Genomic DNA, 17,552 nt, shown 5'->3' on the forward strand with positions numbered 1-17,552 from the left:
TACGACCTTTTTCTGAGATATGCAAGCCAATTATTATTAAATATTTAGCCATTTTCTGCCCAAAAATTAAGCTCCATTAACCATTGTACGTTCTTCGCTATAGACTACAAATTCAACAATCAACAAAAAGAAACGCCAAACAATAAGCAAGTCGCCAAGAAGAGCATGAGAAACTTACTCAAAAATTCACTTTTCAGAAACTTCTCTCACGCCCCTAGCCCTCCTATCTGTCAAACAACAAACAGTATAAAAGTCCAATAAATAAAGGAAAAAGCATGAGTCCTGCATATAACTGAAAGTATACAAAAACAACAAAAAACAAGAAAAATGAGCAAGTGAAATATCTTTTCACTATATACCCTTACCTTTGCACCCAGAAAACCAAAGCACCTATGGTTAAAGTTAGGAGCACAACAAAAAGAATAAAGACTATGAATACAATGATCAAGAACATTTTAACTAGTTGGGAATCATCCCTCATCCGCTTCCAAAAGATTGACTGCTGGAATTACTCTGAGAATCTGGCAACATTGGGATGGTACCTACATAACAATGACTGTACAATAGAAGAGTACTACCTGATCAAGTACATCAGAGACAGCATCATCGGAGTGAACTTCAACGTCAAGAGCGTACTCAATGCCATCCAGAAACTCATGAACATGGAAGCAGCAAAAGAGAAAGACCTCACAACCATGCTAGTGAAAATGGATGGAAACAGAGTTGTCCTGAATGGCCAGGATGTACGCTTCAAGAAGGAGACAGAGAAAATCTTCAAGGAGAAGCTCAAGTTCAAGAAAGGAATGCTGCTCCGTAACTTCGACATTGAGACGGAAGCTCCACATGACTCCAAAAAGGTAAGACGCATCGTGGAGAAGAGAATGTGCCAGGCCTATCACCGGATGCACAAGAAGGATGAAGGCTATAAGACCAGCAACAGAGAGAAGTACTGGATGGACAGAGCCACAGCCTTCCAACTGTACAACATCGGACAGAAGGAAAAGACTAGAAACACAAGAAGAGGCGAGTCCACCCACTGGAAATGGAAGAAAGATCCTATCACCAACGAATTAGTCCTCAAAAAAAAGATGGGGTACAAAAACGAAGAATCTGCACAAAAGGCTATAGCCCAATGGAAGATTAATCACCCATATGATTCCAAAGAGATGACAGCTTACAAATGCAACTACTGCAACAAGTGGCATATCGGGCACAAATCCAACTTTCAGAATCATCCAGCGATAGATTCCATGATTCCCCAAATGCAGACTTGTTGCTAAGCCATTTAAAAAGAACAAAGAGAAATATATGGAGTATTCTTGCCAGCGTTGCCAATGTAACAGGAATCAGTGACTATAGCCATCTTCCATGTTCACCAAAGTAGCACGTGGCAAATGAGACATTTAGCTGGAGCCAACCAATGCGTTTGATTCAAGCCGAATGCATTGCAATAAGTCCGCTCGACATACGAGCAATACCTCTTATTGGGGTGATATTTACCTTTTTGGAATACCAAGAATAAAATTATCACCTCAAATAGTATTTTCTCGAAACATTTTGTTACCTTTGCAACAGCAAAAACAACTACATCATTAAAGATGTCCATATATAGATCAAGCACTGTATTCATAAATACAGTAGTTCTGTAATTTAAAAGTTACAGAATCTATGTGACTTGACCAACTCTTCATATAGATGATTAACAATTAAACATAAACAAAGAATAAGAAAATGAATTATTTTAAATTGTTTGCAACTTTAGTAAAGGCTATGGTGAAGTCTTTGAGAACTCGTCAGTATGTTCTTACTTTCGAAAAAGAGAGTGATAACCTATGGTATATTAAAATGCCTTGGGCTGGACATCATCATAACTTGCAGATGGTTGCTGGAGCTAACCATCTGTTGGAGACTTTCAAGTCTAGATTGGTCACTGTCCGTGTATCTTACGAACAGAAAGAATCTACAGATATCTGTCTTACCAGACAATACTACAGAATCTTTGGTGGTGCTACCTACAAGGTTTCCAATTTAGAGGGATTCACAAAGGAGGTTTGGATTTGCCCGGTTACATTGTTCGTACTTGGTAAATACCCAAAACGAATTTATGTCTCTAACTCTCAGAAGTTACATCGTACATAAACAGGAGAGAATAGTCTACCATGTTTACCTTTCAAGGGATAATGGTATTAATAGATAACTAAAAGATAATAAAAATGAGTAAGGAAGTAAAGATTTCAGTTATCAAGTTTGAAATGGTCAACGGTAAGAAGACCTATAAGTCGTTTACCTTTAAGTTGAATCCAAAGGAAATGGCAAAGTTCAAGACCGAGGCAACGGTGAAGAAAAAGGTGGCAGAATACGTAGCGAAAAGTGGCGTATATAAGCCTTCTGAACTTCAGAACTTAAAATACGACATGAAAGAGTTCCTGGAGGAATGGAAGAAGATGGTTCCTGTGGTGGAAGCTGAAGAGCTTGCGAAACTGGATAAGTCACCGAATAATCTAGAGACTCGCGTTACCCCTCATCTCATCAGCCGTCTTGCCGCTGGTGAAATCTTTGTATTCGGCTCTAACGCCATGGGACATCATGATGGTGGTGCGGCAAAAACAGCCCTGGAGAAGTTCGGTGCTATCAGAGGACAGGGACATGGTTTGCAGGGAATGAGTTACGCCATCGATTCAATGAGTGGTATGGAAGCTATGAAAAAGGATGTGGATGAATTCATCGAGTTTGCCAAGAATCACCCTGACAAAACATTCTTTGTGACATTGATTGGTTGCGGTATCGCCGGATATTCTCCAGAAGAAATGGCTCCTCTGTTTGAAAGATGTTACGATCTTGAGAATGTGTGCCTTCCTTCTGAGTTCTGGGACATCATCGGATGGCCTAAGGTTCAGCAGCCACACTATGATCTCTTACGTTTCCTGGATGCTCAGGAGTTTGCCTATAACCAGGCTTTGAGAGAACTGAAGGAAGGACGAAAGCAAAGCCATTGGATATGGTATATCTTTCCACAGCAGAAAGGACTCGGTCATAGCTACAACGCAAACTACTATGGTTTGGATGGCGAGGGTGAAGCCAGAGCCTATATTGAACATGAAATTCTGGGTGAAAGACTCCGTGAATGCTGCAAGGCGCTCCTGCTTCACAAGGGTAAGGACATCGAATACATCATGGGAAGCGGAGTTGACGTGATGAAGCTCAACACCTCTATGAATCTCTTCAATAGAGTAAGTCCGAATGATGTGTTTGAGGAAGTATTGGATGTTTTCTTTTAAAAATAAAATAATGACAAAGGTGACGATTGGACGTTTTAGCGTATGAAGTATTTGGAAATGATGTAATCAAATTTCGCTCTTGTATGCTATTATTTAATGCACAATGTGAGAATAAAGATAATCCTTTTAGAAAAGTTCTTATTAGAGAACATTGGTTATTTTAAACAATAAGACCAGGATATGTAAAGTTGTAACAAAAAAAGAAAATGGTAGTAACAATCATAAAAATGTGACATAATGAAAAAAATATTTTTTGCTGCATTCATAATGCTTATCGTAACAGTATTCTCTGCTTGCACTGCTAAACAACTTCCAGAAAGCACCATCAATCTTCAGTTGCAGAACTCTGTTGACAGCATTGTAAAGCAGGATATGAAGGAGTTTGCTGCTCAAGAAGGTATGGTAATCGTCATGGAGACCTCCACAGGTAATCTCCGGGCAGTAGTAGGATGGAAGGAAGATAAAGGAAAAGTAGTAGAGGACACCACCCTACTCTCCAAGGCCCGTGAAACTTTCCTTTTCAGAGGGGCATCCCTTCTTGCTGTCCTGGAAACAGGAAATGTATCGCTGGATGATACTTTCAATACTTATACTGGTATTGATGTTATCGGACAGGATACCATCTATGACCATAACTGGCGAAAAGGTGGATATGGAGAACTGACGCTTCTGCAGGGGCTGGCATACAATTCCAGTATTGCCATTGACAAGGCTGTAGATGTGGCTTACCAAAATAAAGATGTTTTCTTGCAAAAGCTACAGCAAATGGGATTGGAGAAGGATTCTACTTTCAAAGGTTCCTGGCCTGTTTATGCTCTAGGCTTCCATCATAGAAGACCAACCAGCATGGTAAGTTTCTTCAATGCCATTGCCAATGGAGGAAAGATGGTTAGTCCAAAAATGCAGGAGGGTTCTGCCATCGTAGTAGACTCTTTGATAGCCAAGAAGAAGAATATTGAATCTATGCAGAAAGCACTTAGATTCTTCGTCACAAACGGATTGGGCAAGAAGGCAGAATCAAAAATGGTCAATGTGGCTGGCATCTCAGGAAGTATCCATACGGAAGATGGCATCTATGCAGACTTCTGCGGCTACTTCCCTATCGAGAAACCGAAATACACGGTATTCGTCAGCTATAAGAGACCAGGGACACCAGCTCCTGGAGGAAACATGGCAGGAGAAACTTTCAGAAAGATAGCAGAGTTATTGGAAAAAAACATCAAATAAAAACCATACATATGGAAACAATTATTTCAACAATTGTGATTGTAGCTTGTACTTATTTCTTTACTCGAAGAAAAGTAAAGCCAACAGAACAAGGGGCAGCCGGCAGCACACAACCTGAGGCTTCTGCAAACATACAGCAGGAAGAAAAGCAGGAAGAACCTCCACACACCAAGGATTTGTGCATAGAGCTACTGAAGCAGTTAAACTGTGAGGTATCTGTTGAAGAAGAGGACGAAAACCGCTTATATTTTCAGTATCAGGGAGAACATTTCATCATTGATGCCACCAACGAGAGTTTCTTCATTGATATTTGGGATCCAAGGTGGTATATTGTTCCATTGGATGATCTAGAACAAATGTCCAATGTACGTAAGGCAATTAACACTATCAACAGCTGGTGTGGAACAACTATTTTTTATACCATAGAAGAAGAAGGACAGAAATTTGTTCTCCATTCCAAACGCCAGTGCATTCTGACCAAGGAAATCCCTCATGTGAAAGAATACCTAATGGCGCTATTGAATGATTTTTTCACAGTTCATAACAGGCTGCGTGAAGAAATCGTTCCACAAAATACAGAGAACTGAGATATCCTATGGTAAGGCAAATATTTTATTTATAATTTTGTCGCAAATGTTCTGTAATAACCATACAGTACCCAGAATACAAAGCAAACTATCATCACTCTACAGTTCAGTTATCTAAGAACTGGTAAGATCTATTCTTAGGGTATGCCCCTATTAGGTGTACCCTACAGAATGGACTGCTCGTAAGCAAGCATACCTAAAACGAAAGAACTCCCCATAATTGTGCCAAAGCAGAACCCTTCAAGAACCTCAAGCAAGTAAAAAAGAAAGAATCTTTGGCCAGATGTAAGAGTATGAACACTACACCTACTTAATTGAGAAGTGACAAAGCTCTTTCACAAACCAAAGGTAGAAAGGCGCAGCTACCATCGTACCCCCTAGGCTGCCTTTCGTTGGAGCAGGTGCTGTCGCTCCAAACCTTTCTTTTATGCAGTTGGCATTTCTGCGCAATCTCATTCATTGCGAATATCCAACTGCCATGCAAAACATTGGCGGTAAAAATGAGAACGTAGCTATGACCCTCTCCCTCAATCCAACACTTTCGCAATTGCAAAGTTATATTTTTCCATTGAAATCCCAACACATTGAAGCGTTAATCTTTTGTAATATTTGAATATTCCTTTTGGATTATATCAATTTATCTCTACATTTAAAAGAAAAACACCATCGACATTAAGCTATAGTGGAATTATCGAACAGGAATCATCCCTTGTTGTAATGGCCGATGGTATCGTACTTTACAGTAATGAGAAGTTAAGTAGAATGATCTACCAAAAAATATACGTGTCCCTCTACGTCATATTTAAACCGATGCCTTGCATCCAGTCTCATGCTAGCTTCAATGGACGATTTCGTTGAATTTGGGAAAAACACCTTCACTTGCTGATAAATTTCGCTAAGAAGCAATGGCTTACCGGCCAGAGACAACACCTCATAAATTTTGTCTACCATCGTCCCCCAATAGATATGCTCCCAAGACGCCAACCCATAGTAGCCTGACAATCCAATGGATTTCACTTCCTTCATTTTAAGCAAATAAACGCGGATGGTATTAACCGTAAGATGACGATAAGTAGGACACCTTCTTAGAAAAATGTCTCTAATTTCCTCCGCTCTCATAGGTTTACCTCTTTCTTTCAGTATATCCAGTAGCTCATAAGTAACGGAGATTTTGTTTCTTTCAGCCACAAAACCACCTTCACGATCCACTTTCAATCCAAAGATATCCAACATCAGATAAGTAAAGAAAGAAATGAAATGCTCCTTACCACCTAATTTCTGAATATCCAACTCCTTTAAAAACATACTAGCCTGATAATGCTCATCCTTGAAACGAGTGGTAGCCAACAGTTCTTTCATCTTCTCAACCAGCTTGGCTATTTCTTTTGTATCAAACAGACATGCATTAACCAATATAAATCTATCTTGATAATTGTACTTTCGAAACTGCTTATTTAAAGGATAGCAAGAATTTCTCAAAAATACCAGTTCCATCAGCCCAATGACATCCTGCAAATGCTCTTTTTCCAAGATATTCTTACAAATAGGCGAATAGAATCCAATAAACGGCATTTCATACAAAAAGTCGTAATATTTCCAATGTTCATCCTGTGTAATTGGTTCAGTATTCTCCCCTATAGGGAAAAAAAGATACTTCTTAAGTTTATATGATTTTATATTGTAGGCTTTCATTAACTCCTGAAGAGTTCTTCTTTCTGTCCCGATTCCTCTATATTCTAAGAAAAAACACCTTCTTTCATTCCACATTCCACTATTCAGATAATCCGTAAAAAGAGTGAACATCGGATAATAACCATTTGCCCGATGAAAATCAATCACAAAGGATACCTTTTTATCCGTCATGAATGGAAACAATCCTATTGTGCATAAACAGGTATGTTCAAAGTCTATGGATGTATATGCCTCTACAAGAAAATCAAGCAAAGAAAACGGATAATGATCGTTCAAGGAATGTTCAAGTTTATATTCAATGTCAAAACGATATAATTTATTAAAGCTATGATATGTCCATGATTGGAACATTTCAACTTCATATGTCAATCTATCCTCTACGAAAGGAAATATTTGGACAAAATCTAGCCCTTTAAAGTTCTTTTTAAAGACAGCATAATGCAATTCCAACAAGAACCTGTTCTTATTAGAAAGACGAGAATAAAGTAACGTTCCCAATGCATCTTTACCCACCTTATGCATATATTGCTTAGCATTATCTTGAACATAAAAACTAAACTCGTTATGAAGATCATGCATCAAATATTCCAGACAAAGTAAGAAAACATATAGGCATGAAGCTGCCCTAGGATAATTATCCACCATCGACATTAAGTGAGATCCCTTCATACAAATGAACTTCAGTATATCTAACGAAGAAGGGAATATTGCCTGAAATTCCTTGCTATCTTCAGCATTCTCACATAAATGAGCATAACAGATGACCATCTTTTGCATGATTTCATCACCACAAAATTGCTTTACCTCCAAAAGAGGATCTTGAGAATTAATCGTAGCAAAAACATGCTCTACATCATTGATAACCTTCAATCCTATCCCTGGTATTGCCCACAACTTTTTTATCCCCATAGCCTGAATGTCTCCAACAGTGAACAGTGAAAGAGCCCACAGTTTGTTGTAAGTAAACGTTGTTATCAGCTTATCGCCTAATAATCTGTATATCGATGTATCAATAGTATACATAATTCTTTTTTATATTTCATTGTTCTTGAATTTCTTGACATAGAAACCATCAAAGAAACTCACATAGTTAACAGTAAAAGTCCATATAAAACAGTTTAATCTTTCTTGTCAAACATAGAATACATAGCTACCAGAAACACGTTCCTCACTTCAGAATTATCTGACTTAAGCCAAATACCATCCTTGCTAGCCACATAAACAGCCAACACCATAAGAAGAAAAGAGTACAAGCAGTTAAGCCCAACCTGAGCAGATGTCAAAGCAGCACCAACCCAGAGCAAAGGGATTACCAGAACATTTCGCCTGTTTAACCATTCATTGAAAATATATCTATTCATTATTATAAGTTTAAGCACTTTTATACAAAGGTACAAAAGTATTAAAAATATAATAGAATACCAACTTTTCGTTAGGAATTTTACTGATAATTCCTCAAAATACTTGAAAATGAGGCCATTTCTTTAAAAGAAATCTATTTCAGTACCCCCTTAAAAAGTATCTCTAAGAAAAAAGCACGTTGAACTGTCCACAAGTCTTTAGCACGTAGGCAGTTCAAATTAATCCTTGTTGTAGTGGACAATGGTCTCGTACTAACTTCATTGGAAGAAATGAAGTTTGCATGTAACAATGCGTCTTAATCCTTGTTGTAGTGGAAGATGGTCTCGTACGTCAGGTAAACCATTCAGCAATGTCTGCCTCACAGATGTCTTAATCCTTGTTGTAGTGGACAATGGTCTCGTACAGTGTGATGAAGAATGTTGTCATTGATTGGTATAATCTGTCTTAATCCTTATTGTAGTGGACAATGGTCTAGTACCAATTCCTGCCAACATGATGACAGGGCAGGCAGCACAGTCTTAATCTTTATTGTAGTGGACAATGGTCTCGTACAGATAATAAACATGTTTTACAATTTAATTAATTAAAGTCTTAATCCTTGTTGTAGTGGACAATGGTCTAGTACTCAAGCTGGTTTTCCATAACGATTTGCGCTATATGAAGTCTTAATCCTTGTTGTAGTGGACAATGGTCTCGTACATAGATAATCCTAATTTTAGAGATATTCTTGATACAATGTCTTAATCCTTATTGTAGTGGACAATGGTCTCGTACTTTGGTGATGCCTTTGCACGCTTTCTATTTCTCTGGGTCTTAATCCTTATTGTAGTGGACAATGGTCTCGTACAGTTCACTAAGCTGGACTATATGTGCAAATACGAGTCTTAATCCTTATTGTAGTGGACAATGGTCTCGTACTCCACTTGGATTTCCCTCTTTCTTTATTATTAATTTTGTCTTAATCCTTATTGTAGTGGACAATGGTCTCGTACTTCTGTCACTATTGAACGTTATGAAGATGGCGACACTTGTCTTAATCCTTATTGTAGTGGACAATGGTCTCGTACCAACCTTATAAGACTATACTGATTATCAGTAAGTTAAAGAACTTTACTAAAGAAATATTAACTTTTCTTAACCGAAAATTAACTATTCCTTAGCGGGTGCAAAGGTACGACTTTTTTCTGAGATATGCAAGCCAATTATTCTTAAATATTTAGGCCTTCTAGACCTCACAATTTAGTGTTGTTAACAACAAATCAAAGAGTTAACCCAAAAAGCACTCTTCAGCATAAAAGTAAACTACACCATCACAATATCATAAACCAACAAATCAAACTACAAAAAACTATTCCTCACATATATATAATAAGGTATTATATGCACCCTAAACAACAAAAAACAGGAAAAATGAGCCAGTGAAATATCATTTCACGATGTTCTCCTACCTTTGCACCCAGAAAAACCAAAGCCGCTATGGTTAAGTTGTTAGCGACACAGTTGTATCCATTCATAAAAATGGCATAAAACAAAAGAAAGTAGCAAAAAAAGGGAAAATTGAGTGAGTGAAATACCATTTCAAACTCCCACAGTACTTTTGCAAACGAAAACAGGAACAAGAAGTTAAACCCATTAAAATTAAAGAATATGAATTACGAATATCGCTACCTCATGGAATACCTCCCAAAGAGATACTCCGCAACAATGAAACAAGAGAATGACAGAGAAGTTATCTACGACTTCAAAAACGGCTACTGCAGCCTTAGCTTGATGAACACAATCGTAGAATGCATCAAGGAAATGAAAAACGAAATAGGTGGCTACAACTGGAGAGTATGCTTCATACCAGCATCCACACACCACAAGACAGCTTGCCGCTACCAAAAGCTCGCAGCCTTCATCGAGAAGGAAACAGGAATTGCCTGCGACTACCATACCATCCTGCCAATCCTGGACCAGGAATCAGGCCACATCACAGGCAAGAAGACAAACCCGGCAGAGAACTTCAACATCAAGACAAGCGACGTTGCCGGCAAAAACATCATCCTCATAGATGACATCATCACAAGAGGCATGACATTCATGCAGACAACCGATAAGCTCATCAGAAATGGTGCGAACATGGTAAGAGGACTCTTCCTCGCCAAAACAATCAATCCAGACTGGGTAAGACATTCAGCATAGCCCATCAGAAAACAACATAGATTAAAACATATAAAAATCATAAAAAATAATCAGTATGTACAATTATCATTATATCAAAAATTATCTCCCAGTGAGATACCAGGCAAATGCCCAGCAGTTGGCAGACCGTCAGACTTGCTATAACTTCAAAGACGGCTACCTCAACGACGAAGTTAAGAGTGGATTCCTGAACAAGATACAGGAAATAACAAATGGCGAGAAAACAGGTTGGAGCATCTGCTTCATCCCTGCATCAACCAAGAGCAAGACAGTGACCCGCTACCAAAAGCTTGCAGAAGCAATCCTGGCTGCAGGCTACAAGGTAGTCATCGATGCCATCTACAATGAGCACGACCATGAAGCAGGTCACCTCACAGGAAAGTCCGGTAACCCAATCGAAGGCTTCGGCTTCAACACCAGTAGAATTACAGGCGAGAAAATCATCGTCATTGATGACATCATCACCAGAGGAAAAACCTTCGAAATGGTGGCAGAAAAGCTGAAATCCATGGGAGCAGCAAGCATTACAGGATTGTTCCTGGCAAAAACCATCAACCCAGACTACCATCCCCATTACAATCCGATGATCGATTACGATCCAGAAGACGACTACGATCCAGCAGATTACTACGAGGAAGAAGACGACTACGATCCAGCAGACTACTACGAGGAAGAAAAAACATACGACAACTACAATGGTTCATATGCTCAAGACGTAGAAGGTTGGAGCGACCAAGACATAGACGATGTCTTCGACGGCGATCCTGACGCCTACTGGAACATCGACTAACACAAAGAAGACAAACAGCTGTAAAAGCAAGTATTTTTCCAAGATGTTTGGATATAAAAAAAACTACTTTTTCAGTCGAGTAACAACAAAAATAATAACAAATAAATATGGCACTCAATACAGAACTCATACTGACATTGAAAAACCTCAAGGGCTGTGGAAACAAAACCGTTCTCTCCATAGCCGAAGTAGCACCGTCCCAAGTACAAACCATCAAGGATCTGTGTGACTTCTGGACAACTCTCAAAGGTAAGAAGTTCGAAAAGTTCACTACTACAGATCTCCACGAAGCCAACAGAAAGGCAATGACCATCATCAACGATGCAGAGAGATGCGGTGTAGGCATTATCTCCTATTACGAAGATGCTTTCCCTCAAATCCTACGTGAGACCATCAATGAGGATGGCAATGCAGATGCACCGTTACTTCTGTTCTACAGAGGAAACATCAAAGCCCTGCAAATGCCGGGTATTGCCATCATCGGCACAAGAGAACCAACAGAAGCAGGAACGCAAGCAGGAATCTACTTCGCAGAAAAGTTCGCTGCAGAAGGGTTCAACATCGTATCAGGCCTTGCTATAGGATGCGACACCACTGGTCACCAAGGAGCATTGAACGTGAAGGGAACCACCACGGCATTCCTTGCCAACGGCTTGGACTGGGAATCCATCTATCCAAAGGAAAACCTAGAACTGGCCAAGAACATCGTTGAGAACGGCGGATTGCTGCTCTCAGAGTATCCGGTAGGACAAAGAGGAAATCGCTATACCCTAGTGGAACGTGACAGACTGCAGGCAGGACTCTCATACGCAACCCTCGTCATCCAGACAAGTCTCAGAGGAGGAACCATGCATGCAGTAAACGCCACCATCAAAGCCCAAAAGCCTCTCTTCATGATCCGGTACAAGAACATGAATGGACAAACTGGCGGAAAAGCAGAGGGCAACAGAGTGTTCCTTGAAGAAGGAAAAGCCCATGCCCTGACCTCAGGTTCATTCGATGAAGCCCTTGCCATCATCAGAGAATCAGTAGAAAGAATCAACAAACCAAAAATCAAAAAATCATTATTCTAGGCTATGATTAAAGGAGTAATTTTTGACCTGGACTTAACTCTTGTTGATACCACTACACTGGAAAATGCCAGAAAGACGAGAAACTGGCACGAGGCATATAGACTTATCCCATATACCTCCATGTATGCAGGAATCCAAGAAGTCCTTGACCAAATAAAAGCCCAAGGTATCAAGATGGCGATAGTCAGCAGTTCACCACGTCCCTATGTGGAAAGAATCGTTGACTATTACCAGATTCCAGCAAGTTTCATCGTTGGCTACCATGATGCCCATCCCGTCAAGCCCCATCCTGCACCTATGCTAAAGGCATTGGAGCTGATGAATGAGAAAGCTGAAGATATTCTGAGCTTTGGAGATAGGGCTATAGACATGATTGCATCTAAAAGAGCTGGCATAAAAGCCATCGCATGCCTCTGGGGAACCAAGGAAAGGAGTATGCTACTTGGTACAGCATACGATAAAGCAATTGGCTCACCACTGAAGATACTTCCATACATACAATGAATATAGCAAATTCATTGAATATGGTATCCTCTCATCAGGTTCCACTAGGCATACCCTTTCCTAATGGAACCTTTTACAACAAAAAAATACCACTAACTGAAAAAAAACAACTAGCAAAGAAGCTCCCCAGCATAGCAATTCCAACATGCTATGCCAGGGAGCTTTTCATGGTTAAAGTAGATAACCTCAACACGACTTTAATCTGGTAGATTCCACAGCACCCGGCGGTACCATGAAAATGATGCACCCACATAAATGCTTCATCCTTAAAAAAATCAAACAACCATCGTACGCAAAAAAGTTTTTCCTCGAAAAAAGTATCAAAGTATCATTCCACCTTGAAAATTGATGGTTATAACATTAATACACAGCGCATTAACAAAATTAGACTTCTCTAAAAACGGAGGAAGAAGTATCATCGAAGTATCATAAATTAGCGAGAAGTATCATGATTTCTTGCCTGCATCGAAAAAAAATGCTTTATGAAGTGATAATAATAGCATTTATAAGGCAATAAACAGGATGTTTTTGCGTCTAGTAAAACAGAATGTTTTATTCTTAATACTTAAGAAACATGGATGAAAAGGAATTACTGAAAAAGGCTTTTGAGTACGGAAACGTACCTAGCAACATCACCTACTGTTTCACCGAACCATGTCCGATGAAAAACAAATGTATCCACTATCTATCCGGTCTCTACAAAAATGAGAAGACAGATAGAGGGGATGCCATTTTCCCAAATGCCCTGAAAAACGGGAATTGCAAGTACTTCACTCCGCTGCGTGTCGTGAAAATGGCATGGGGATTCGACAAACTCTTTGCCGAAATGAAAGTGAAAGACGCTCCTGCACTGCGCGCCGAAATGAGAGACTACCTCGGCAGCAAAGGACAATACTATCGTTACAAACTGGGACAACTGAAACTCCTGCCGGAACAACAGGCATATATCAAACAGCTCTTCGCCAGATACGGATATAAAGATGTTGAATTCGATCATTTCTCGGAAGAGATTGATTTCACTAAAAGCTAATCTTTTTCTCTGTCCTCCAGATGTTCCAGCCATGCCATTTAAGCGGTCCCACAGAGAACACGTGATGGGCTACCGGTGAACAAGTGATGGGCTACTGGAGAACAAGTGACGGGCAGCCATTGCCCGTACAACGGGAAACGAGTGCCCAATTTACCAACCAAACTTTGGGCAACGCCAACAAGAGTTTATAGTTTATAATTTACAGTTTATAATTTACAGTTTATAGTTGACACTTAACCATTAATCAGATATACAATGAAGGTAACTATCGTTCATACAAACAATAAGAAGCAGCTCCTCGTCAGCACAAAGACGATGGAGAAGTTGCTGCAACGTATCGCAAAAGATGACAGCAGACTTACTGTTACCCATTTCCGCGAATACGTGACCTATATGGAAAGCGGCTACGAATATTACAAGGATATGCCAACATGGATGCACATCTATCCAGCTGCAGAATTCGCCAAAGACGAAAACAACAACCTGAAGATGAAGACTTGCAACGGTATCCTGCTGCTGAAATTCGGAAACATCACGGATGCGGACGGCGTGGAGGGCGTGAAGCGCTCGGTTGCCATGCTGCCTTCTACCTTTGCTGCGCTGGAAGGTGCTGATGGAAAGTCGGTTATCGTATTGGTGAAATTCAGCAATGAAGATGATTTGCTGCCTGCTGAGGAGGCGGATGCCGAACGACTGTACCGCATCGCTTACCAGCAGATTCTGCCTGTATATCAGGCGATTGCCAAGACTTCGGTGCTCACAGACGGACCGAAACCTTCTATAGAAGCGGGCTCAAATCTGTCTTTTGAGCCTTCGATGCACAACAGTTTTATGATGACGCTCGATGCGAAACCTTATTTCAACAGTAAGGCGGTGGCGATGAAAATTGACAGCAACATGCACCCTCAGAACCAGGCTTTCAACACGGAAGATAATCAGCAGATGATTCCTGGTTCCGATACTTCGGAAGAAGAAAAGAAAGTTGACAAGAACAGCGTTCGCGAGAATATCGCGAGCATGATACAGCTGCTGAAAAGTAAATATAACTTCAGATACAACACGGTGATGAAATTCGTGGAATACATGCCAAAGGAGAAGGGTTGGTATGGTTTCCAGCCCGTAGATTCGAGAGTGCAGAAGCGCATGACGCTGGAGGTGCAGCTCGCTGATATCCGAGTGAGCATCAAGGATGTCAGGAATTTTCTAGAGTCTGATTATATCAAGAATTATAATCCGATAGATGAATATCTCTTCCAATGCTACGACAAATGGGACGGGAAGGACCATATACGTGCCTTGGCTCGTACGGTTCCTACCAACAATCCTTACTGGGCAGACTGGTTCTACACCTGGTTTCTGGGCATGGTTGACCAGTGGCGCGGCTTTACCCATCGCCAGTATGGCAACTCGGTGGCTCCGCTTCTGATTTCCAAGCAGGGTTACAACAAGAGTACTTTCTGTCGCCGGCTGTTGCCACCGGAGCTGCAGTGGGGATATAACGATAATCTGATTCTGTCAGAAAAACGTCAGGTTTATCAGGCGATGGCACAGTTTATGGTCATCAATCTCGATGAGTTCAACCAGATTTCGCCACAGGTGCAGCAGGGATTTCTGAAGAATCTCATCCAGTTGCCTACGCTGAAATACAAGCCTCCGTATGGCAGTCATGTCATGGAATTTCCTCGTCTCGCCTCGTTCATCGCCACGAGCAACATGACGGATATTCTCACCGACCCATCCGGCAACAGAAGGTTTATAGGCGTGGAACTGACGGGACCGATCGATGTGAGTGTGCGTCCGAACTATCAGCAACTTTTCGCCCAGGCGCTGACCGCCCTGCACAATGGCGAAAAGAGTTATTTTGATGCGGAACAGGTGAAGTTGATCATGAAGAACAACTGCCAGTTTGAGGTGGCTGAGCCGATAGACCAGTATTTCCGGCTCTATTTTGATTTGGTTGAGAATGAGAAAGAGGGTGAATATCTGACTGCCGCCGAGATTTTCGACTATCTGAAAAAGCAGATAGGTTCATCGCTCAAGGTGAACAGTTTGATGGGATTCGGCAGAAAACTGGCGAATATGAGTGAGTTAAAACATAAGAGATTTGCAGATGGAATGAAGTATCTTGTAAAGAAAAAGTGAAATAATGATACTTCTATGATACTTTAATGAGACTTCTCGGCACAAAAACCGAGAAGTCTCATTCTCTTTATCTTATTATCTATCAAGCCTTTAAGTCGATATTTTCAATAAAAAAAATGAGACTTTGAGACTTTTTTCTCAAAAAAACTTTTTCACGTAAGCGAAAACTATTATCCTTTAGATAGCATAAAGGAAGGTGCGGATGAACCAGTAGCTGATGATACCTGCGAGATAACCTACGAAAGCTATCCAGGAGATATGCTTCATATACCAGCCGAAGGTAATCTTCTCCAAGCCCATTACTACCACACCTGCGGCACTACCGATAATCAGCATTGAACCACCGACACCGGCACAGTAGGCCAGCAACTGCCAGAAGACACCATCCACAGCCATATCACCAGCGGCTGCCACAGGATACATTCCCATACATCCGGCTACCAGAGGCACATTATCAACAATACTTGAAAGCACACCGATGATACCAGTTACGAGGTAGTGGTTGCCATCGAATACGACGTTCAAGCCCTGACCCAAAGCAGTCAACACGCCAATCTCAGCCAGGCAGGATACTGCCATCAGGATACCGAGGAAGAAGAGAATGGTACTCATATCAACACGAGAAAGCAACTTGGTTACTCGCTTCTGAGTGCCCTCAGCATCAGCTCCACGATGCAAACCGCGATAGAAAATTTCGGTGGCAGTCCAGAGAACGCCCAATACTAGAAGGATTCCTACGAATGGAGGCAAGTGGGTGATACTCTTGAAGATAGGAACGAAGACCAAACCGCCTACTCCCAACCAGAACACAGCCTTGCGCTGACCTTCGGTGAAATCGCTGACCGCTGCATTCTGCTGGGCAGAAACCTCAGGCATCACGAGTTCGCCCTTCAACATGGTCTGAAGGATGAGGGCAGGAATCACCATGGAAACCACAGACGGGATGAAGATTTCGGCGATAACGCCGGCTGCAGTAATCAGTCCCTTGTTCCAGAGCATGATGGTGGTAACGTCGCCGATTGGTGAGAAGGCACCACCCGAATTGGCTGCGATGATGACGAGAGATGCATAAACCATGCGATCCTTATGGTCGGTGACGAGCTTTCGGAGAATCATGATCATCACGATACTGGTGGTCAGATTGTCGAGGATTGCAGAGAGGAAGAAGGTAAGGATAGCGATACGCCAGAGAAGCGCACGCTTCGACTTTGTCTTCATCACCTTGCGAACCCAGTTGAATCCGCCGTTCTGGTCAACGATTTCCACGATGGTCATTGCACCCATCAGGAAGAAGAGTGTTGTGGCAGTATCACCCAGATGTTCCTGGATGATTCCGGTCACCTTCTCCACCATTCCTGCTGCACCGCCTGTATAATCAGGGTGCATCAACTGGAGATACTGCATTGGATCCACCATGTAGAGGGTCCAACAACCTACCAACATCAACAGGGCTATCGCAGCCTTGTTTACCTTTGTCAAGCTTTCGGTGGCTATGAGTGCATAGCCGAGCACGAAAACGACAATAATAGAAATTGTAAGTGTAGTCATTACTTTTTATTTATTATTAGATATTCTTTTTTTCCTTTATGTATGATTTGGTACCCACAATTGCCAAACGGCTGCAAAGGTACAAAAAGAAAAGCAATAACCACACGATTCCTTATTATAATTGTATGAAATCGT

General features: G+C 41.0%; 15 protein-coding genes and 1 CRISPR repeat array. Of the genes, 12 read left to right on the plus strand and 3 right to left on the minus strand.

The annotated features are described in order from the left end of the window. Nucleotides 1-431 precede the first annotated feature (431 nt). From FO447_RS09900 to FO447_RS09920, 5 genes are all read left to right on the plus strand, one after another. Nucleotides 432-1,280, plus strand: a complete 849-nt coding sequence (locus FO447_RS09900; protein WP_200756185.1) for a hypothetical protein — start codon at nt 432-434, stop codon at nt 1,278-1,280. Between the two features lie 451 nt (nt 1,281-1,731). Continuing rightward, nucleotides 1,732-2,139, plus strand: a complete 408-nt coding sequence (locus FO447_RS09905) for a DUF6717 family protein (RefSeq protein ID WP_200756186.1) — start codon at nt 1,732-1,734, stop codon at nt 2,137-2,139. A 74-nt stretch (nt 2,140-2,213) separates the two neighbouring features. Next, nucleotides 2,214-3,278 carry an A1S_2505 family phage non-structural protein gene (locus FO447_RS16340; RefSeq protein WP_437182720.1) on the plus strand — a complete coding sequence of 355 codons (1,065 nt, stop codon included), beginning with the start codon at nt 2,214-2,216 and terminating at the stop codon, nt 3,276-3,278. 237 nt (nt 3,279-3,515) lie between these two features. Continuing rightward, nucleotides 3,516-4,505, plus strand: coding sequence for a penicillin-binding transpeptidase domain-containing protein (locus tag FO447_RS09915; RefSeq protein ID WP_200756187.1), 990 nt, complete (start codon nt 3,516-3,518; stop codon nt 4,503-4,505). A gap of 11 nt (nt 4,506-4,516) precedes the next feature. Continuing rightward, nucleotides 4,517-5,092, plus strand: a complete 576-nt coding sequence (locus FO447_RS09920; RefSeq protein WP_200756188.1) for a hypothetical protein — start codon at nt 4,517-4,519, stop codon at nt 5,090-5,092. 753 nt (nt 5,093-5,845) lie between these two features. On the opposite strand, the gene FO447_RS09925 is transcribed toward FO447_RS09920, so the two are convergent. Continuing rightward, nucleotides 5,846-7,807, minus strand: a complete 1,962-nt coding sequence (locus FO447_RS09925; RefSeq protein ID WP_200756189.1) for a hypothetical protein — start codon at nt 7,805-7,807, stop codon at nt 5,846-5,848. A gap of 95 nt (nt 7,808-7,902) precedes the next feature. Continuing rightward, nucleotides 7,903-8,145 (minus strand): hypothetical protein, encoded by a 243-nt coding sequence (locus FO447_RS09930; RefSeq protein ID WP_200756190.1) that lies wholly within the window; start codon nt 8,143-8,145, stop codon nt 7,903-7,905. Nucleotides 8,146-8,361: 216 nt separating this feature from the next. Further along, a CRISPR array of direct repeats spans nt 8,362-9,213; the repeat unit is 37 nt; unit sequence GTCTTAATCCTTATTGTAGTGGACAATGGTCTCGTAC. A 580-nt stretch (nt 9,214-9,793) separates the two neighbouring features. Here FO447_RS09930 and FO447_RS09935 point away from each other — a divergent pair. From FO447_RS09935 to FO447_RS09965, 7 genes are all read left to right on the plus strand, one after another. Continuing rightward, the gene (locus FO447_RS09935) at nt 9,794-10,330 is read left to right on the plus strand and encodes a phosphoribosyltransferase (protein WP_200756191.1); all 537 of its coding nucleotides are present in this window, start codon (nt 9,794-9,796) and stop codon (nt 10,328-10,330) included. A 55-nt stretch (nt 10,331-10,385) separates the two neighbouring features. Beyond that, entirely contained in the window at nt 10,386-11,120 is a 735-nt protein-coding gene (locus FO447_RS09940; RefSeq protein ID WP_200756192.1) for a phosphoribosyltransferase, read from the plus strand. A gap of 107 nt (nt 11,121-11,227) precedes the next feature. After that, nucleotides 11,228-12,193 (plus strand): DNA-processing protein DprA, encoded by a 966-nt coding sequence (locus FO447_RS09945; protein WP_118201011.1) that lies wholly within the window; start codon nt 11,228-11,230, stop codon nt 12,191-12,193. A 3-nt stretch (nt 12,194-12,196) separates the two neighbouring features. Further along, the gene (locus tag FO447_RS09950) at nt 12,197-12,697 is read left to right on the plus strand and encodes an HAD family hydrolase (protein WP_200756193.1); all 501 of its coding nucleotides are present in this window, start codon (nt 12,197-12,199) and stop codon (nt 12,695-12,697) included. After that, nucleotides 12,694-12,906, plus strand: a complete 213-nt coding sequence (locus tag FO447_RS09955; protein ID WP_118201009.1) for a hypothetical protein — start codon at nt 12,694-12,696, stop codon at nt 12,904-12,906. The genes FO447_RS09950 and FO447_RS09955 overlap by 4 nt, the downstream gene beginning before the upstream one ends. Before the next feature lie 365 nt (nt 12,907-13,271). Further along, entirely contained in the window at nt 13,272-13,727 is a 456-nt protein-coding gene (locus FO447_RS09960) for a DUF6078 family protein (RefSeq protein ID WP_200756194.1), read from the plus strand. 255 nt (nt 13,728-13,982) lie between these two features. Continuing rightward, a complete protein-coding gene (locus FO447_RS09965; protein ID WP_200756195.1) occupies nt 13,983-15,869 on the plus strand; it encodes a VapE domain-containing protein in 1,887 nt (628 codons plus the stop codon). A 177-nt stretch (nt 15,870-16,046) separates the two neighbouring features. Here the strand turns inward: FO447_RS09965 and nhaD are convergent, their stop codons facing one another. Beyond that, nucleotides 16,047-17,417: a sodium:proton antiporter NhaD gene (gene nhaD, locus FO447_RS09970; RefSeq protein ID WP_200756196.1), complete on the minus strand. Its 1,371-nt coding sequence runs from the start codon at nt 17,415-17,417 to the stop codon at nt 16,047-16,049. Nucleotides 17,418-17,552: the final 135 nt, after the last annotated feature.

This window comes from Segatella copri (assembly GCF_015074785.1).
GTDB lineage: Bacteria > Bacteroidota > Bacteroidia > Bacteroidales > Bacteroidaceae > Prevotella.